General features: G+C 70.3%; 13 protein-coding genes and 1 pseudogene. 8 read left to right on the forward strand and 6 right to left on the reverse strand.

Annotated elements, in window-relative coordinates; all coding sequences use genetic code 11:
* Positions 1-391: pseudogene (locus tag KIP79_RS43230) on the forward strand (hypothetical protein); the annotation flags it as partial.
* Positions 392-449: 58 nt separating this feature from the next.
* Here the strand turns inward: KIP79_RS43230 and KIP79_RS43235 are convergent.
* The 5 genes from KIP79_RS43235 to KIP79_RS43255 all read right to left on the reverse strand — a co-directional run bounded on the left by KIP79_RS43235 (position 450) and on the right by KIP79_RS43255 (position 10,214).
* On the reverse strand, positions 450-1,724 hold the full coding sequence (locus KIP79_RS43235; protein WP_214110872.1) for a barstar family protein: 1,275 nt from the start codon (positions 1,722-1,724) through the stop codon (positions 450-452).
* Positions 1,725-1,814: 90 nt separating this feature from the next.
* Positions 1,815-3,689 carry a N,N-dimethylformamidase beta subunit family domain-containing protein gene (locus KIP79_RS43240; RefSeq protein ID WP_214110873.1) on the reverse strand — a complete coding sequence of 625 codons (1,875 nt, stop codon included), beginning with the start codon at positions 3,687-3,689 and terminating at the stop codon, positions 1,815-1,817.
* Positions 3,686-4,957, reverse strand: coding sequence for a condensation domain-containing protein (locus KIP79_RS43245; RefSeq protein ID WP_214110874.1), 1,272 nt, complete (start codon positions 4,955-4,957; stop codon positions 3,686-3,688). Before KIP79_RS43245 ends, KIP79_RS43240 begins: the two co-directional genes overlap by 4 nt.
* Positions 4,954-5,199, reverse strand: a complete 246-nt coding sequence (locus KIP79_RS43250) for an acyl carrier protein (protein WP_214110875.1) — start codon at positions 5,197-5,199, stop codon at positions 4,954-4,956. The genes KIP79_RS43245 and KIP79_RS43250 overlap by 4 nt, the downstream gene beginning before the upstream one ends.
* Entirely contained in the window at positions 5,196-10,214 is a 5,019-nt protein-coding gene (locus KIP79_RS43255) for a non-ribosomal peptide synthetase/MFS transporter (protein ID WP_214110876.1), read from the reverse strand. Before KIP79_RS43255 ends, KIP79_RS43250 begins: the two co-directional genes overlap by 4 nt.
* A gap of 399 nt (positions 10,215-10,613) precedes the next feature.
* Here KIP79_RS43255 and KIP79_RS43260 point away from each other — a divergent pair, with 399 nt between their 5' ends.
* The 5 genes from KIP79_RS43260 to KIP79_RS43280 are packed head-to-tail and all read left to right on the forward strand — an operon-like array spanning position 10,614 to position 16,509.
* Positions 10,614-11,996: a class I adenylate-forming enzyme family protein gene (locus KIP79_RS43260; RefSeq protein WP_214110877.1), complete on the forward strand. Its 1,383-nt coding sequence runs from the start codon at positions 10,614-10,616 to the stop codon at positions 11,994-11,996.
* Positions 11,993-13,450 (forward strand): condensation domain-containing protein, encoded by a 1,458-nt coding sequence (locus KIP79_RS43265; protein ID WP_214110878.1) that lies wholly within the window; start codon positions 11,993-11,995, stop codon positions 13,448-13,450. The genes KIP79_RS43260 and KIP79_RS43265 overlap by 4 nt, the downstream gene beginning before the upstream one ends.
* Positions 13,447-14,349 carry a thiamine pyrophosphate-dependent dehydrogenase E1 component subunit alpha gene (locus tag KIP79_RS43270; RefSeq protein ID WP_214110879.1) on the forward strand — a complete coding sequence of 301 codons (903 nt, stop codon included), beginning with the start codon at positions 13,447-13,449 and terminating at the stop codon, positions 14,347-14,349. The genes KIP79_RS43265 and KIP79_RS43270 overlap by 4 nt, the downstream gene beginning before the upstream one ends.
* Positions 14,340-15,329 carry an alpha-ketoacid dehydrogenase subunit beta gene (locus KIP79_RS43275; RefSeq protein WP_214110880.1) on the forward strand — a complete coding sequence of 330 codons (990 nt, stop codon included), beginning with the start codon at positions 14,340-14,342 and terminating at the stop codon, positions 15,327-15,329. Before KIP79_RS43270 ends, KIP79_RS43275 begins: the two co-directional genes overlap by 10 nt.
* Positions 15,319-16,509, forward strand: a complete 1,191-nt coding sequence (locus tag KIP79_RS43280; protein WP_214110881.1) for a 2-oxo acid dehydrogenase subunit E2 — start codon at positions 15,319-15,321, stop codon at positions 16,507-16,509. The genes KIP79_RS43275 and KIP79_RS43280 overlap by 11 nt, the downstream gene beginning before the upstream one ends.
* Here the strand turns inward: KIP79_RS43280 and KIP79_RS43285 are convergent.
* Positions 16,478-17,368 (reverse strand): ion transporter, encoded by an 891-nt coding sequence (locus KIP79_RS43285; protein WP_214110882.1) that lies wholly within the window; start codon positions 17,366-17,368, stop codon positions 16,478-16,480. The genes KIP79_RS43280 and KIP79_RS43285 overlap by 32 nt on opposite strands.
* Before the next feature lie 261 nt (positions 17,369-17,629).
* Between KIP79_RS43285 and KIP79_RS43290 the strand changes: the two genes are divergently transcribed.
* Both KIP79_RS43290 and KIP79_RS43295 read left to right on the forward strand, forming a co-directional pair.
* Entirely contained in the window at positions 17,630-18,271 is a 642-nt protein-coding gene (locus tag KIP79_RS43290; RefSeq protein ID WP_214110883.1) for a cysteine hydrolase family protein, read from the forward strand.
* Positions 18,272-18,429: 158 nt separating this feature from the next.
* Positions 18,430-18,930 (forward strand): GNAT family N-acetyltransferase, encoded by a 501-nt coding sequence (locus KIP79_RS43295; RefSeq protein WP_250214814.1) that lies wholly within the window; start codon positions 18,430-18,432, stop codon positions 18,928-18,930.
* The last annotated feature ends 80 nt before the right edge of the window (positions 18,931-19,010 follow it).

Raw genomic sequence — 19,010 nt, forward strand, 5'->3', positions numbered from 1 at the left:
CCACTCCCCACCGACGTCACCGAACCCCAGTCCGGCTCCTTCCAGCGCCTGGTCGGCGGGCGTGAACGTGGACGTGGACGTGGCCCAACTGGTCCGCACAGCCGTCGCCGACGGCAACGCCGGCTTCCTGGCCGAACTGGCCGGCCGACTGGCGGTCGGCGTCGCGGCGGTCGCCGTGGTCCTCGACCCCGGCCTGATCGTCCTCAGCGGCGACGTCGGCCGCGCCGGCGGCGACGAGCTGGCGGCCCTGGTGGAAGAGGCAGTGGCCCGAGTCTGCCCCAGCCGCCCAAAGGTAGCGGTCACCCTGGTGGCCGGAAACCCGGTCCTACGCGGGGCACTACTCGCCGCCCTGGACCAGGCAAGAGAACAAGTCTTCTCCGACACGGTCTGACCCATGCCCATGCGTGTGGAGCCGACGCCCGGGAGATTCAGCCATAGTCGGCGTCGGCTCAGCGCAAGTCGATCTCGACATGGTGTTCCGCGAGCATCCCCAGCAGATACTCCAAGGTGATCGCCGGACCCAGCCAGCGCCGGTCGTAGCCGGCGACGAGGTGCTTGCGGGCGACGGCCGATTCATGCCACACCAGCCGAAACGGTGCCTGCGCGCCGAACCTCCCGCTGAGACAGTCATCGAGGGCGCCGAGGTTCCAGCCGAAGTATCCGCCCGGACCATTGATCGCCTCGCCGATTGCGCAGTAGAACCCTTCGATGTCGGTCACGAACCGGCCGTCGAGGTCATAGGTGGTGCCGGCGGGCCGGTCCGGCGTTTTGGACAGGTGGCCGAGCGCCACTCCGGCCCAGTGGTGGCGCAGCTCCCGGTCGTAGTCGGCCCACAGATTCTTCTCGGCGGGCCGTCCGCCGTGCCAGTGCTCCAGGATGCCGAGGACCCCGGTCGGCAGCGGTTCCCGCGGGTCGCTGGCGACAGTCACGTCGAGGAGTCCGGCACCGAGCCGGGACGGCTCACCTGCCTCGACCGTTCCGCACACCAAGGCGCCGATCACCTGGCCGACCGAACCATCGGCGGCGACCAGGTGCACCTCGGCGTGGATCCGGCGGCGACGCAGGCTGGCCTTGGTCGACTGTCCGACCGCGTCGAGCGCGGTCAGCAAGTGGGTTTCCGGTCGGCAGCCGAGCAGCCGGACCTGCGGCACCGGCGGTGCGGCTTGCTCACGGAACACACCGATGATGTCCCCGCAGGTGCCGTAGGGCGTATCGTCCCGTCCCTGAAGAACGAATTCGGTGACGTCGACGGGACGCACCACGGCGTCCGTGCGGTCATAGACGTGGACGAACCCGTCGAGATCGATGTCCACGGTTTCGGGCATCGTAAGGTTTGGCCGCTGTGCGAGGACGACGACGTCGCCGAGGTCCTCGCCGTACCAGGACGGCCATGTGCCTGGCGGCGGCGGAGCCCCCATTATCGAGATGTCACCCAGCCAGGCTCGTTCGGTGCCAAGTGCCTCGGCGGGCAGCCGGTCGAGCAGGTCGGCCAGCGCGCCGTCCGGTGTGCAGCCGACGAGCGTGAACCGCTCCCGCGGTCGGGGCGGCAGGTCAACGAACAGTCCTTCGATCTCCGCGCACAGCGCCAACGGGATGTCGTCATCGTAGGAGCCCTCGAAGCCGACGTCACCAAGAAGCAGCCACCGCGGGCCGACCGGATGCTCCCACGTCCACCGCCGCTGATACGGCGGACGGTCAGCCTCGGAACCGGCGCTCGTCGTCACCCCGCGACCTTACCGGCTGGAGACGCCACGACAGCAGCGCGTTCGTGGACGGCGGAGTATCGGCCCCCTGTTGCGGCAGGGTGCGCACTGTCAGGTAGACAGTCCCATCGGGCGCGCCTGGTGCCACCGTAGGTGGCCGGTGGAGTCGGCGGTTACCAGCCAGCCGGCGTGGGCGGTGAGGGTTACCGCGCCTGGGGCCGTACCGAAATCTGACCAGTTGCCCGTCGGGGCGGGGAGTCGGGTGTGGACGTGGCCTCCGGGGTCGAGGGCGTAGAGGCGGCCGTTCATGCCGCCCAGGGCGACCGCTCCGGTGGAGTCGCCGATCTCTGTCCAGCGGGCGGACGTGGCGTCGGTGAAGTGGAGCAGGTGCAAGCGGCCGTCTGTGGTGGCCGCGAAGAAGGTGCCGTCCTGGATGGCCAGGGCGATGGTCCGAGGCGGGGCGGGCGCGATGTCCGTCCACGGGCTGGGGCCCTGGGTGAGGGCTCGGCTGCGCAGGATGCCGCCGGGGGTAACCCCGTACAGGTGGGTGCCCAGACCGGCGGCGGCTTCGCGGGGGGTGGCCAGGCAGGTTACCTCGCCGCCCCAGCCGATCGGCTGCCAGGGCAGGTTCTGGGCGCACAGTTCCCGGCTGAGCAGGGTGCCGTCGGCGGTCACGCCGTACAGGACCGATCCGGCGGCGGCCAGCGCGCGTACGTCGGCGGCGGGGCCGATCACCTCCCAGCCGGGTACGGCGGGCCGGGAGAGCCGGTCGAGCACGTTCCGGGTGATCCGGTCCACCACCGGATCGTGCAGGGTGTTGCCCCAGTTCACGGTGGCCGCGTTGAAGACCGTGCCGCGGCCGGAGGTGAACACGCCCATGGTGGCCCAGCCGCCCTGCCCCCCGACGCTCCAGTGGCGCAGGTCGGCCGTGGCCAGCACCACGAAGGACGGCGGTGTACCGTCCCGGCAGGTCACCCGGGGCACGCCGTGGACCTCGGCGAACTCGGCCGCGTCGGTCTCGTAGCCGAGCGCGCCGAGGCCGAACTTGTCGCCGTCGGTGAGCCCGGTGCCCGCGAACACCCAGTGGTCGGCGAACCTGGCGGTATAGGACTCCTCGCGCATCTGCCGCATGTACGGCCCCCAGGTGCCCGCGCCCGCCCGGAAGCTGGTGCCGGTGAGCGTGTTCTCCGGCCGGAGCACCGGCGCGCTCGACCACTCCACGGTGGCCAGCCGGGGATCCTCGACGGGGTCGGCGGCGGGGTCGCGGTAGCAGACCATCTCCCGCCCTTCCATCCGGATCTGCCACCAGCAGGTGTTGCCGGACAGGAAGGCGATGTTGCCGCCCCGCCGGACGAACTCCTCGCAGGCGTCCCGCATGCCGGCCGTCCAGTACTCGTCGTGGCCGTTGACCACCAGCAGCCGGTAGCGGGAGAGCAGTTCCAGGCTGAGGTCCAGGCCGGAGCAGTATTCGACCCGGTACCCGGCCGGTCCGAGCCAGCGCAGCAGGCCCTCCTCCCAGCGTTCGGGGCTGGGGCCGCCGCCGGGCCGGTCGAAGCTCACCCGGGCGGCCCGGTCCGGCTGCTCGGTCCAGTAGACGCTCTGGCCCGGCTCGCCCGCCCGGTTGTACGCCTGCCAGGTGGCGAACGGGACGGAGACCAGGATCGGGGCGTCGGGCACGGCCGCCCGTACCACGAAATAGACCTCGTTGTCGGGGGTGAGGTCGACGCCGGGGAGGTCCCCGGTGGCCCGCTGGGGAAGCACGTCGGGTTCGGGGTCGCCGGAGGTGAAACGGGCCCGGTAGAGGGAGCTCGGCCAGTCCGCGGGGACCTCCAGCGTCCAGGAGGGCCCCTCGACCACGGTGGCCAGCATCAGACGGTCATTGGTGGCGTCATGCACCACCACCCCACACACCTGATCCGCAAATATCCGGAATTCCAGGGACTCGCCCTGGCCGCACGAGGTCGCCGTCGCGTACGCCGGGATCATCGCAGCGCCGCCTCGACCAGCCGGTCCTCCAGGCCGCGCAGGAAACGTTCCATGTCCGCCCGGGACAGCCACCGGGTGTCGGCGGTCACCGACACCTCCATCGTCCCGCTCACATGCACGCAGAACCGGCAGTTCAGCTGCTCCTGGCTCATCGGCCAGCTCAGCGAGCTCTCCCCGAGCGCCCGCCGGATCAGCGCGTCGTCCCGGTACACCGCGTGGTCGGCGAACCGCATGTCGTTGAAGCAGCACCAGGGATGCACCGGAGTACCCCGGTCCTCGCCCACCTCGGCCAGCACCCGGGCCCGGTCCGCCGGATCGTGATAGGCCGACCGATACGCCCGCAGCGCCGCGGGCCGGGCCAGCGCGAGCAGCTCGGCGAAGGGGACCTTCTCCACGTCCAGCACGAAGAGCCCCTCCTGGGAGAGCGTGCTGACCGCCCCCCGGGTGTCGGCACGGAACCGGTTGCTCACGATCGGCAGCATCGCCACCGTCTCGTGCCCGGTCATCTCCGCCACCAGCGCGGTCACCGCGGTCAGCAGCACATTGGAGGTGCTGGTCCCATGCTGTACGGCGATGCGCTGCGCGGCCAGATCCACAGCGGGCGACCGCAGCACGGCCCGCCAGATCGGCGGGCTCTCCCCGGCCCCGGACGGCAGCTGGAACATGGTCGGCGGGATGCGCCGGTGCTCCCGCTCCCAGTGCCAGGCCGCCTCCTCGGCCACTCGGCGCCCCTCCGGCGAGGACTGCCAGCGGGCGATGTCCAGCGGCTGCGGCGGCCGGGACCCGCGCGGCTCCCCCCTGAGCAGGAGCAGGCGCAGGTCCCGTACGGCCTCCTCGGCGCCGAGGCCGTCTGCCGCGTGATGGCAGAACGCCAGCACGATGTGGGTGACCTCCGCCCCGGTGGTCACCAGCCCCACCCGCAGCGGCCACTCGCGGGCGTAGTCGAAGGCGGTCGCGGTCAGCTCGGCCAGCAGCGCGTCCGGGTCGGCGCCCAGCACCACCGTCAGCTCCCCGGCGGCCGCCAGCGCCTGGCGGCCGTCCACGATCCTGGTGCGGAGCGACTCGTGCCGCTCCACCAGCCGGGCCAGCGCCCAGAGCGCCCCGGACACCGAGGCAGGACGGGCGCCCAGCTGCACGATTCTGCCGAAGTTGAAGTAGTGGTCGTCCGGCGCGGTGCGCTCGATCGCCTCCCAGATCGCCCGCTGGCCCCAGGTGAGCGGCGCGTCGCCGGATCGGGCGCCGGAGAAGGCCGCGGCGAGTGCGGTCATCGGGCCGCCGGGGCCCGCTCGGCCAGCCAGCCGGCCAGACCGGCCACGCTGTCCAGGAAGGCGACGTCGCCGCCGAGGTCGATCTCCACCTCGTACTCGCGCTCGACCGCGTCGATCAGCCGCATCTGGGCCAGCGAGGTCACCCCGAGATAGGAGAGCGGCACGGTGGCCGTCAGCACCTCGGCCGGGGTGAGCTGCCCGTCACACGCCTGCGAGACCAGCTCCGCCAGTCGTTCCTTCATCGCACACCTTCCTTCTGCCGTTCCAGACCCACCAGATCGTCCGGGGTGGCGTCGGGAACCTCGTGGTCGAAGCGGGACAGGCGGCGGCTGACCAGGGCGCCCGTCACCACCAGGGTCAGGAAGCCGCCGAAGACCAGGTACATCAGGCTGATGTCGCCGAGCAGCCGGGCGCCCAGCGGGGCGATCACGCCCACCCCGATGGGGATGGTGGACCAGGCCACCATCTGGTTGAGCGCGAACACCCGGCCGTGGAAGCGCTGCGGGACCTTGACCTGGATGATCGTCGCGTACACGCCGTTGACCAGGGCCAGGCCGAACGAGACGCCGAACGCGCCGAGCCCGATCACCAGCAGCGACTCGCGGGCGCCCACCACCAGGCAGCAGGCCGCGATGAGCGCCGCGCAGAGCAGCATGCCGCGCATCCGCCGCCGGGCGGGGCCGCCCCACAGGGCCATGGTCACCCCGCCCGCCACCGCGCCGGCCCCGGCGGTGAGCGCGATCGCCCCGGCGTCGGCGAGCGTGCCGAACTCCAGGACCAGCGGGGAGTACATCATGAACACCGGGGAGAGCCCGAGCGAGAGCAGCGCGAAGAAGATCACCATGGCCCGGAAGCTCGGGTTGCCGATCGACAGGCGGAAACCTTCGGCGATCTCCCGGCCGACCGGCTCGCGGCGGCGGTGCGCCATCGTGGCGGGGAAGGCCACCAGGGCCAGGACGAGCACGGTGCAGACGTGGCCGACCAGGTCGAGGGCGAGGATGCCGTTCAGTCCCGCGACGGAGAGCAGGCCGACCGCCGCCAGCGGGGCGATGAACTGGGCCACGCCCACGGTCGCCTGGGCGACGCCGTTGGCGTGGCCGAGGTAGCGCTTGGGGACCAGCTGGGGGACGGCCGAGGTGAAGGCCAGGCGCTGGAAGGTGAGGGCGATCGAGAGGGCGGTGAGCAGGCCGTACAGGTGGGCGACCTGGAGGGTGCCGGTCCAGGCCAGGGCGGCGGTGACGGCCTGGGTGGCCAGCGCGGCCAGGTTGCCGGCGATCATGACGGTACGGCGGCTCGCGCGGTCGACGATCGCGCCGGCCAGCGGGGCGACGAGGATGCCGGGGATGACGGCGAGCACCTGGAGCACCGCGAGCTGGGTCAGGTCGTGGTTCTGCAGGTAGACCCAGAGGGGCAGGGCGAACTCGGTCAGCGTGGAGCCGACCAGGCAGGCCATTTGCCCGGCCGCGATGGCGAGGAACCTGCGCATGCTCGGTTCGGGGCCTTCGCGGGTTTCCGCCCGGGTGCCTTCCGGCGGCGGCCCCGTGACGATCGCGGCCAGCTCGTCGGGGCGATATTTCAGGAAATAGTGGCCGCCTTCATCCAGTACGGCCAACGCGGTGGTATCGGTGATGAACTCCCACTCGCGGTGGCGCTCCTGGTAGTAGTCGGTGGCGGGGTCGTACTCGCCGACGACCGACACGATGGGGGCTTTCAGCTTGGCCGCGCCCTGGTCGATGAGCCCGGTGAAGTAGTCCTCCGCCGCGCGGGCGTCGTGGCGCATGTTCCGGATGACGAACGCCTTCTGCTCGTCGTCCAGGCCGGACAGGTCGGCGCCGAGCGCGGTCAGCCAGTTGAGCTGGGCCCGGTCGCTGCGCAGCCGCTCCAGTCGGGTGATCCTGGCCCAGCGGCCCATCAGGCCCTTGGTCGGGCGGGCGAAGGGGAAGACTCCGCCCAGGTAGATCGCCTCGATCGCGCGGCCCTTGGCCTCCAGGCGACGGGCGAGCTCCACGGTCAGGGCGCCGCCGACGCCGCAGTGGCCGTACAGGGTGAGAGGGCCCCGCACGGTGGCCAGGATCTCCTCGGCGCAGCGTTCGGCGACCTCGGCGAGGGGGCGCGGGTCCTCAGCCAGGCCGAGATCGTGCCCGGGAACCGCCACCGAGTACAGCGCCCACCCGGCCGGGAGCGCGTCGGCGAGCGGCTGGTACACCACCGCACTGCCCCCGCCGTACGGCACGCAGACCAGATTCTTCTCCCCGGCCGGGGTGAGCCGGTAGAGCAACCCCCTGGTCGTCCCGGCCGAGCGCGCGTGGGCGGCCAGCGCGCGTACGGTCGGGTACTGGAACAGGTCCATCAGGCTGACGGGGGTGGCCTCGGCCGGGAGTTCGCGCCGGAGCCTGGCCACGATCCGGGTCGCCAGCAGCGAGTGGCCGCCCAGGTCGAAGAAGTCGTCCAGCACGCCCACCCGGCGCAGGCCGAGCACCTCGCACCAGGCCGCCGCGATGACCTCCTCGATCGCGTCGGCGGGCGGCTCGAACGGGACGTCCTGGTCGGGGCGGGCGTCCTCGGGGTCGGGCAGCGCGGCCCGGTCGACCTTGCCGTGGCCCTTGAGCGGGAGCTCCTCCAGCCAGACATATCGGGTGGGGACCATGTACTCCGGCAGCCTGGCGCCGAGCTCCCGGCGGAGCTCGCCCACGCTGGGGCGCTCGGCCCCCGCGACCAGGTACGCCACGAGTTCCCCGGCACGGGCGTCCACCACGCCGTGCGCTATGGCCGGCAGGTGCCGGAGGGCCTCGTCGATCTCGCCGAGTTCCACCCGGTAGCCGCGGATCTTCACCTGGAGGTCGTTGCGGCCGAGGAACTCCAGGTCGCCGCTGTTCAGCCAGCGGGCCAGGTCGCCGGTGCGGTAGAGGCGGCCGTATGGGGAGTCGACGAAACTCTCGGCGGTCAGGTCGGGGCGGCCGAGGTACTCCCGGGCCAGCCGGTCGCCGCCGATGCAGAGCTCCCCGGCCACGCCGATCGGGGCGGGCTTGAGGTGGCGGTCCAGGACGTACAGACGGGCGTGGCCGAGCGGGCGGCCGATGGGGGTGATCGGGCCGGTCGGCTCGGTCTCCGGGGAGATCCGGTACGTGGCGACGCCCACCGTGGCCTCGGTCGGGCCGTAGTGGTTGACCACCGGGACGTGGGCGGCGAGCGTACGGGCCCACGCCCAGCTGGAGCCCTCGCCGCCCAGGATGAGCAGGCGGCGGGGGAGGATCGCGCGCACATCCGGGACATCGGCGGCGAGGGCTGCCAGGTGGGAGGGGGTCAGCTTCAGGTAGTCGATGTGCGGCATCTCGGCGGCCAGGTCGGGGCCGGAGATCCGGGAGGGGAGCAGGTGCAGAGTGCCGCCGGTCATCAGGGACAGGTAGAACACCGTCATGCCGAAGTCGAAGGCCAGCGACTGGAGCAGGGCGAAGCTCGAACCCTCCTGGACGTCGAAGCGTTCGTGCACGTCGGCCAGGTAGTTGAGGACCTGCCGGTGCTGCACGGCGACGCCCTTGGGCTTCCCGGTGGACCCCGAGGTGTAGATCACATACGCCAGATCGTCAGCCGACTTCTCCGCCTTTATAGGGATATTTCGGGATATGACGTCGGTGTCGGTGATCAGGACGGCGGCGCCGGAGTCGGTGAGCAGGTACTCCCGGCGTTCCTCCGGCTGGTCGGGGTCGATGGGGACGTACGCGCCGCCCGCCTTGGCCACGGCGATGATCGAGACCGCCAGGTCGGCGGAGGGCTGCCGGCAGATCGCCACCCGCACGTCCGGGCCGACGCCGAGCGCGCGCAGGCGTGCGGCGAGCTCGTCGGCCTGGGTGTTCAGGTCCGCGTAGGTCAGCGTGGTGGAGCCGTACCGGATGGCGGTGGTTCGCGGGTGGCGGCGGGCGGTCGTCTCCACCAGGTCGGCCAGGGTGCTCGGGCCGGGCTCCGGGGTGGACTCGGCTTTGCTCCAGGCTCTGAGGGTGGCCTGTTCGGCGGGGTCGAGCAGGTCCAGGTGGGAGATCGGCAGGTCCGGGTCCGCCACCACCGATTCCAGAAATTTCACGAAATTGGCGGCGAAGCGGGTGATGGTGGCGCGGTCGAAGAGGTCGGCGCTGTAGACGAAGAACAGGTCCCCGGCGGGGGTGACCTCCAGCGACAGATCGAACTTGGCCTGCCGGAACCCCGGATCGTACGGCTCCGCTGTGATCCCCGGCAGCCGCAGCCCCGCGTTGGCCTCGCTCCGGAAGCTGAACTGGGTCTGGAACACCGGCGTCCGGCTCAGATCCCGGGCCACCCCGAGCTCCCCGACGAGCCGGTCGAACGGGGTGTCCGCGTGCACGAAGGCGTCCACCGCCGTACGCCGGGTGCGCCGGAGCAGCTCACGGAAGCTCGGATCACCCGACAGATCGGCCCGGAACACGACGGTGTTCAGGAAGAACCCGATCAGCCGCTCGGTGTCCTCGTCGCCCCTGGCCGCCACCGGTGTGCCCACACAGAAGTCCTCGGCACCGGAGTACCGCCCCAGCTGGGCCTGGTACGCAGCCAGAAGCAGCATGAACAGGGTCATTCGCTCCCCACGGGCCAGCCTGGTGAGCGCCGCGAGCAGCTCGGACGGGAGCAGATGGGTCACGCAGTCGCCCTGGGAGGTCCGCACCCGGGGGCGCGGCCGGTCGGTGGGCAGCTCCAGGTTGGGGGCCCCGGCCAGGCGCTCCCGCCAGTAGTCCACGGGGTGGGGGCGATCCAGGGTACGGCGGGCGTGCTCGGCGTACTGGAGGGGGAGGGGCGGCAGCTCGCCCCCCGCGTACAGGGTGGAGATCTCCTCGAAGAGCAGCCCCAGGGACCAGCCGTCACCGGCGATGTGGTGCAGGACGATCACGAGGATGTGTTCCTCGGGGCCCACCTCGATCAGGTGCGCCCGGATGACCGGCCCGGCGGCCAGGTCGAACGGCCGGTTGGTCAGCTCGCTCACCACGGCGGGATCGGTGAGCCGCTCCAGCCTCAGCGTGAGGTCCTCGACGACCTGGACCGGACGCCCGTCCACCGACGGGTACCGGGTGCGCAGGATCTCGTGGCGGCGCACCACCTGGTTGAGCGCGCGTTCGAGCGCGTCGGGGTCGAGTGGTCCGAGGAGACGTTCGGTCACGCAGATGTTGTAGGCGGCGTCGCCGGGATTCAGCTCGTGCAGAAACCAGAGTCGTTCCTGGCCCAGCGAGAGCGGGTTCGCCGTGACGGCAAGCATCATTCCCCAAAAAGATCGGACGAATGCTGTGACATTGGCCGCGCCTCCGGCACGGCGGGCCCGGCCGCTTCGCAGCCGGTGTCTTCCCTCTCTCCGGTCGCTGCGCTCCCTCCGTTCAGTCCAGACACCGGCGCGGCCGGGCCAACCTATGGGTCAAGGGGGCCGGATAATTGGAAAGATTCTTTGCTATTGCCTTGCGACGCCCAGTGTGGCACGCGGTCGCGCTAGCCACAACCCTTTGCCGGCCGAGGGCGGTGGTTCGGTGTACCCCTTGTGACGGACTTATCCCCCGTGTCAGACTGGCGGCGGCGTTAATTGGAAAGATTGTTTTCAGTAAGGCCGCACCAGAAATGGCGGTAGGAACATTCATCCGATGATTTATCTGATCATTAAGGATTCCTGATGACGCTTCCGGACCTGTTGGCGGCCCGGGCCGCCGCCGATCCCGACGGCGTCGCCATGATCGTGGACGGGGTCGGCTCGCTCACCTTCGGCGAGTGGCACGCCCGCGCCAACGCGGCCGGGAACCACCTGATCGATCAGGGGATCACGGCGGGGGACCGGGTCGGGCTGATCTTCCCGGCGGCGGGGTGGCTGGAGTACGCGATCGCCTTCCTCGGCACGCTCCGCGCCGGGGCGGTCGCGGTCCCGCTCTCCGACCGGCTACCGGAGGCAGAGATCGGACAACTGTCGGCGCACTGCTCGATGCGCACCCTGCTCCGGGACGCTCCGGGCGACGACGCGCGCCCCCTCGACATCCCGATAAATCCGGCGTCGCCCGCGCAGATCCTCTACACCTCGGGCACCACGGGCACCGCCAAAGGCGTCACCGCCAGCCACGCCAACCTGGCGTACGGCCTGCGGCCCGAACCTCGGTACCGGGCCTTCCGGCACAGTCGGCACCTGGTGCACGCGTTCCCGATCGGCACCAACGCCGGGCAGATGATGCTGGTCAACGCGCTCGGCGCGCACCCCGCCGTGGTGACCCTGCCCCGCTTCACCCCCGGCCGCTTCGCCGCCCTGATCCGGAAATATCAGGCGGGAACGGTATTCGTCGTCCCGGCCATGGCGATCGAACTGACCAGCGCCGGGGTCGAGCCGCTGGAGAGCGTGCTGCTGCTCGGGTCGGCTGCCGCCCCCCTGCCCGCCGCCGTGGCGACCAGGCTCGGCACGGTCTTCCCCAAGGCGATGATCACCAACTACTACACCTCCACCGAGGCCGCCCCCGCTCAGACGATCATGCTCTTCGACCCGGAGCGGCCGGGCTCGGTGGGACGGCCGGCATCCGGCGGCGGCGTCCGGATCACCTCGGCGTCCGGAACCACGCTGCCGCCCGGGGAGACCGGGGAAGTGTGGATGCGGTCCCCGGCCGCGCCCCGGGCGTACTTCGGGGATCCCGGTTCTGAGGTGTTCCGGGACGGCTGGGTGCGCATGGGGGATCTGGGCTACCTCGACGAGGAAGGGTTCCTCTACCTCGTCGACCGGGAGAGTGACGTGGTCAAGTCGGGGGCGTACAAGATCTCGACCTTGAAGATCGAGGAGGCGCTGCACGCGCATCCGCTGGTGAAGGAGGCCGCCGCGTTCGGGGTTCCGCATCCGGTGCTGGGCACCGCCGTGGTGGCGGCGCTGGTGGTGCGGGAGCAGGTGGCGCCCGAGCAGCTGCGCGCGTTCCTGGGGGAGCGGCTGGCCGGCCACGAGATCCCGTCCCGCCTGGTCACCCTGGACGCGCTCCCCCGCAACCGAGGCGGCAAAGTCGACAAACGCGCTCTCCGGACCATGCCATGATTTTTCCTCCTTTCGAGGCGTCTTTCGCTCAGGTCGGGATGTGGATCACCGAGCGGATGGGGCGCGCCGGTTCGGCGTACCACATGCCGCTGGTGATCAGGTTCGACGGGCCGCTGGACGCGACCGCGCTGCTCCTGGCGTGCGAGGCGGTGATCCGCCGCCACCCGGTGCTGTCCAGCGCGATCGCCGAGAACGACGGCCTGCCGGTCGAGGTGGCGGGCGCGCGGCCCGAGGTCAGAATCAGGGTGACCGAGGACCTGACGGAGTTGATCCGGGCCGAGACGTTACGCCCCTTCGACGTGGAACGCGGGCCGCTGGCCCGGTTCACCCTGGCGAGGCTGGCGCCAGAACGGTACGCCCTGATCGTCGTCGCCCACCACCTGGTCTTCGACGGCGAATCCAAGGACGTCCTCGTCCGCGACCTGGCCGCCTTCTACAACGGCCGCACCCTGCCCCGGCTGGCCACCGCCTACCACCAGTTCGCCGCCGACGAGCGGACCCGGGTGACCGCCGACCTCGCCGAGGCCCGCGCCTACTGGGGCCCCCGCTGGCGGGAACCCGGCGAGACCCGCCTGCCCGGTCTGCCCGGCGGCCGCCGCGGCGCCGCACCCGCCCGCGCGCACACCTTCCTCGCCCACCCGCCCGAGGTGCCCGGGGTCTCCCGCTTCGAACTCTTCCTGGCCGCCGTACACACCCTGCTCTACATGTACGGCAACGCCACCCCTTGTTGCGCGATCGACCTGTCCACCCGGACTCCGGCCGTACGCGACAACATCGGGCTCTTCGTCAACGAGCTCCCGATCTCCTCCCGGCCCTCCCCGGAACTGACCGTCGCCGGACTGGCCCGTCGGCTCCACACCGAGCTGCGGGAAATGTACCGGTTCCGCGCGGTCCCGCTGGCCCGCGCCGTACGGGGAGTCCGGCCCCGTACGGCGCTGGCGGCGGTCTCGGTGAGCTACCGCAAACGCCGCGAGGAACCCGAGTTCACCGGCCTGGCCACCACCGTGGACTGGGCCGCCTTCAACCACTCCGTCCGCAGTGTCCTGCACTTCCAGGCCGTCGACACCCCCGACGGCCTTCTCGTGATCATGCAATACGGCTCAGATTCCGGGTCACCCGAGGTGCCCCCGGAAGTCGCCCGAACAGCAGAGGACCTTCTCGTCATCATGAACAACCCAGATATGTCCGTATCCGCAGACCTGTCCGCCGCGGCTCCCGACCTGGCCGGCGCGATCCGCGAGATCTGGCAGGAGGTGCTCGGCATCGACGAGATCGGCGACGACGAGGACCTGTTCGACCTGGGCGGCCACTCCCTGACCATCACCCAGATCATCGCCCGCATGCGCAAACGCCTGGGCGTCGAGGTGTCGCTCGACGTCTTCTTCGACACCCCGACCATCACCGGTGTCGTCGCTGCTGTCCTGGACGCCGAGCCTGCGGTCAGCGGCACGTGACCGCCCCGGCGGAGGTCGCCACGGTCTCCCGGGAACGTGCCGACCTGGATCTGCTCCTGCTCATCCGCCACTTCGAGCTGGCCCTGCTCGACCTGTTCGCCCGGGGCGAGCTCAACGGGACCACGCACACCTGCCTGGGCCAGGAGTACGTGCCGGTCGCGCTCACCCCGCTGCTCGTCGCCGAGGACCACGTGTTCAGCAACCACCGGGGCCACGGCCACTACCTGGCCCGGTTCCGGGACCCGGAAGGGCTGCTCGCGGAGATCATGGGCCGGGAGGGCGCGGTCTGCTCGGGGGTCGGCGGCAGCCAGCACATCCTCCGCGACCGTTACCTGTCCACCGGCGTACAGGGGGAGAGCCTGCCCGTCGCCGCCGGCGCCGCCCTGCACCTGCGCGGCAGCGGCGCCCTGGCCTGTGTGTACATCGGGGACGGTACCTGGGGCGAGGGCTCGGTGTACGAGGCGCTCAACCTCGCCTCGCTCTGGAACCTGCCGCTGCTGGTGGTGGTCGAGAACAACGGAATCGCCCAGTCCACGCCGATCGCACGCCAGCTCGCGGGCACCATCCGGGACCGCGCGCACGCCTTCGCCATCCGGCACCACGAGATCACCAGCACCCACATTCCGGACATCCGCGCTCAGATCGGCCCGCTCATCGAGTCGGTACGTACCGACTCGCGGCCTCTGGTGCTGGAGTTCGCCACCCACCGCCTCGGGCCGCACAGCAAGGGCGACGACACCCGTCCTGCTTCTCTCGTGCGAGGGCTGCCCGACTGGTACCGCGACCTTTCCGGCGCCGACGGTTTCACTGAGGCCGATCGGGCGGCACGGGAGCTGGTCGCGGGGATCGTCCGTGAGGTCGCCGCCCGTCCGCTCTCCCGGTGGTCCGCATGCGCGTAGCCGAGAACCTCAACAGCGCCCTGCACGAGCTGCTCGCCCGGGACCCGAAGGCGTACCTGCTGGGGGAGGACGTGCTCGACCCCTACGGCGGCGCGTTCAAGATCACGCGAGGGCTCTCCACCCGGTTCCCCGACCGGGTGCTGGCCACCCCGATCAGCGAATCCGGCATCACCGGCCTGGCCGCCGGCCTCGCCCTCTGCGGCGACACCGCCGTGGTCGAGATCATGTTCGGCGACTTCGCCGCCCTGGCCTTCGACCAGATCACCAACTTCGCCGCCAAATCCGTCACCATGTACGGCGCCCGCGTGCCGATGCGGCTGATCGTGCGCTGCCCGACCGGAGGCGGCCGGGGGTACGGGCCCACCCACAGCCAGAGCCTCCAGAAACACTTCATCGGCGTGCCCGGCCTGGCCGTGTACGAGATGTCCGCTCTGCATGACAACCACACGGTGCTGGCGGCGATGGTGGAATCCGCGCAACCCTGCGTCTTCTTCGAAGACAAGGTCCTCTACACCCGCCAGATGCGCCTTTCTGATGATTTATTCGTATCTGACATGGTCGGCGATGTGGCCCGGGTCTATGTCGACGAACCCGAGCGCGCCGACTGCGTGATCATCGCGCCCGGCGGGGTGGCCGATCGGGCACTGGTGGCCATGCGGCGGCTGTTCCTGGAACGGGAGCTCGCCTGCTGCCTGCTGGTGCCGTCCCGGCTCTACCCCTTCGACGTCGAGCCGCTGCTGCCCACGCTGCGCGGGGCCAGAGGCGTGGTCGTCGCCGAGGAGAGCACCGCCGGAGGCACCTGGGGCGCCGAGGTCGCGCACCAGATCCACCACCATCTGTGGTCCGGTCTGCGGCGTCCGGTCGCGCTCGCCCATTCGGCCGACAGCGTCATCCCCACGGCCGCCCACCTGGAACGGCGGGTGCTGCTCCAGGAGTCCACCATCCACGCCAGTGTCCTGAAGGTGCTCGATGACCGCTGAGCTTCGCGTGCCCAAACTCAACAACAACGACGCGACGTACATCCTCACCGAGTGGCTGGCCGAGGACGGCCAGCTGGTCGACACAGGCGATCCGGTCGCGGTCATCGAGACCTCCAAGGCCGCGGAGGAGATCCCGGCCGAGAGCGGGGGGTATCTGTGGCGGGCCCTTCCGGTGAACGCCGACTGCGCGCCCGGACAGGCGTTGGCCTACCTGACCACCGAACCGATAGCTCCGGCCGCACCCGAACCTGCTTCGCCATCGGGTTCACTATCGGGTTCGCCATCCGGCTCGGCAACCGGCTCGGCATCCGGCTCGCCCTCTGGGTTGGCATCCGCGGTATCCGCTTCGGTATCCGGTTCGGCGGAGGCGCTGCCGGTGATTACCGCTCCGGCGCAGGAACTCCTGGACGAGCTGGGCATCCCGGTCGAGCGGGTGCGCACCCTCGGGCTCAAGGTGATCCGCCGGGCCGACGTGGAACGGCTCGCCGCCGCACCGGCGGTTTCGCTGTACGAACTGCCCAAGGTGCAGCGGGCCGTGGCGCGCGCGGTCCAGGTTTCGCATCAGGGCATCCCGGCCGCGTACACGGTGATGACGATGGACGTGGGCGAGACGCTGGCGGCGGCCGCGCGACTCACCCGCGAGGTGCGCCGGCCGGTCGGGCTGGCCGAGCTCTTCACGGTCGCCGTGGCCGGGCTGCACGGCGAGTTCCCGTTGTTCTTCGCCACCCTGGTGGACGACCGGAACGCCCGGCTCTCAGAAACGCCAAATATCGGAATAACCGTGGATGTGGGGGAAGGGCTCTACGTCCCGGTCATCCACGACGCGGGGTCGCGTTCGCTGAAGGAAATCGCCACCCGGCTCATGGAGTTCCGCCTGGCCGCCACCACCGGCGAGTTCCGCGAAGCCGACCTGTCCGGCGGGAACATCGCCATCACCCTGCACACCGACGCCGACATCTCCCTCGCCATCCCTTTCGTTTTCCCCGGCCACGCCTGCGCGCTGGCTATCACAGCCCCGCAGCCCGTGCTCACCCTCGCCGACGGCCAGCCGGTCACCCGTACGATCGCCAACATCGGCCTCGCCTACGACCACCGCCTGATCAACGGCCGGGACGCCGCCCTGTTCCTACGTGCGCTCCGGGACGCGATCACGTCGGTGTCGGCACCTGACGTCCGTTAGCGTCGGCACGGCCGTTCCCGTCCGCACGGCTGGTGGTCTCGGCATGGCTGTCGGCGTCGGCATGGCTGTCGGCGTCGGCCGCCTCCCGCGCCAGCAGCAAGTCCAGTTTGGCGTGCACGGCCGCCAGCTCCCCCTTGACCAGGGCAAGCTCGGCCTGGGTCTGCGTCTCGCTGGGAGACGGCTCGGCGTCGTTCATCGCGTTGACCACCACCGCGATGAACAGGTTCAACGCCACGAACGTGGAGACCAGGATGTAGACGATGAAGAAGATCCAGGCCCAGGCGCGCTGCTCCATCACTTCCTTGGCGACGGTTCCCCAGTCGTCACCCGTCATGATCTGGAAGAGGCTGAACAGCGACCGGGACAGGTCCCCGAACCGCTCCGGGAGGATCTGGCTGAACAGCTTGGTCGCGATCACCGCCGCGATGTAGATCATCAGCATCAGCAGCCCGATGATCGACGCCATACCCGGTACCGCGCTCAGCAGCGCCCCCACCACCCGGCGCATGCTCGGCACCGCCGACACCAGGCGCAGCGCGCGGAGGATGCGCAGCGCCCGCAGCACCGAGGTCGGCCCGGTGGCCGGCACCAGCGCCAGCGCCACGATAACCGCGTCGAACCAGTTCCAGGGATCGGCGAAGAACGCCCGGCGGTAGGCGTACAGCCGGGCGGCGATCTCCACGCTGAAGATCGCCAACGAGATCCGGTCCACCGCCACCAGCAGGCCGCCGATCCGGTCCATCAGGAAGGCGCTGGTCTCACATCCGATCGTGACCGCATTGACGACGATCACCGCTACCACGATCCGCTGGACCGTACTGGTCTCCAGCAGCGATCGCACCCGCTCCCGCCCCGACAAGCCGCCCGTCCTCTCAGACCAACATCACGACACCTGTCGATCATCATGGGCCGACCGGTGAATCTCCGCCCACGACATACGAGAGACCTTGATCACAATTCCGCACCGGCACCGGCGGGGCCATACATGCCCACCCCACTCAACACATATCCCCCCAGCCCCCGCATTACCTGGAACACCTTCTCTACCTGCCCAAACAGGGAGCCCAACTCAGGGGAAACCGATGGAAGCCCAGGCGGACCGAGAGCAATAATTCGCCCCATGAATCCCGTTCTCCCCGACTCCCACACGGCCCCCAACTTCGCGTCCTCAGCCCTGATCACCATCGACGTGCAGCGCGACTTCCTCTCCGACTCGCCGTACGGGATCGCCGGAACGACCGAGATCCTGCCCGCCATCCAGCAGGCCGTCACCGCGTACCGGCAGGCCGCCCGGCCAGTGATCCACATCATCCGCCTGTACGAAGTGGGCGGCGCCAACGCCGACCTGGTCCGGCGAACCCTCCTGGAGACAGGCGTCAACATCGCCGCCCCCGGAACCCCCGGAAGCGAACTGGCCCCCGGACTCAGCCCCGGACCAAACCTCGCCCCCGACGTCCTGCTCTCCGGCCGCCCACAGCAACTCGGCCCCAAGGAGTACGCCGTCTTCAAGCCCCGCTGGGGCGCCTTCTACCGCACCGCGCTGGAGGACCTTCTCACGCAGCTCAGGGTCGACACCCTGGTGTTCTCCGGATGCAATCTCCCCAACTGCCCACGCGCAAGCATGATCGAGGCTTCCGAACGCGACTACCGGGTCGTCCTGCTCCGGGACGCGGTCTCGCGGGTATCGGAGTCCGCCCTCGATGAACTCGCCGGGATCGGCGTACATCCGATGACGGTCGAGGAACTGACGAAGCAGCTCTGACCCTGGCCAGTGTTCTTCCGGAGGAACACCGGGACGACCCTCACACAGACCCGCGCAGCCCAGCAGCGCCAGGGCCTGTCCCATGGATCACATGATCGATTTCGGCCTGGTCACCTTCACCATCCGAAACCCAGTTGCTGCCCCTACCTGGATGACCCATGCTGGCGGCCATGCTGATCCGAGAGGCGATGCCGCACGACTGGCCCAGGATGTGGGCGTTCATGGAGGGCATCGTGCGGGCGGGTGAGACGTTCTCCTGGGATCGGGACACCACCGAATCCCAGGCCGGCCAGATGTGGCTTCGAAAGCCGCCGGGCCGCACCTTCGTCGCCGTGGACGCGGATGGAACCGTCCTGGGCACAGCGAACAGCGTCCGCAACCACGGTGGCGGCGCCGCACATATCGCCAGCGCAAGCTTCATGGTCAATCCGAACCACTCCGGCCGGGGCGTTGGCCGTGCGCTCGGCGAGCATGTCTTGGAGCAGGCACGCAAGGATAATTTCCGAGCGATGCAGTTCAACGCCGTTGTGGAGACCAACACCCGGGCGGTGGCGCTGTGGAGGTCACTCGGCTTCGAAGTGATGACCACCCTCCCCGCCGGTTTCCACCATCCGGTTCACGGCTACGTCGGACTGCACATCATGTACCGGCAGCTTTGAGTCACCCAGCACAGCCCTGCGCGGCCTGATCACCCGGGCGGACGCGCCCGCTACGAACCGGACCTGAAATAGCTACGGGG

Origin of the sequence: Acrocarpospora catenulata, assembly GCF_018476525.1 — a bacterium.
GTDB lineage: Bacteria > Actinomycetota > Actinomycetes > Streptosporangiales > Streptosporangiaceae > Acrocarpospora > Acrocarpospora catenulata.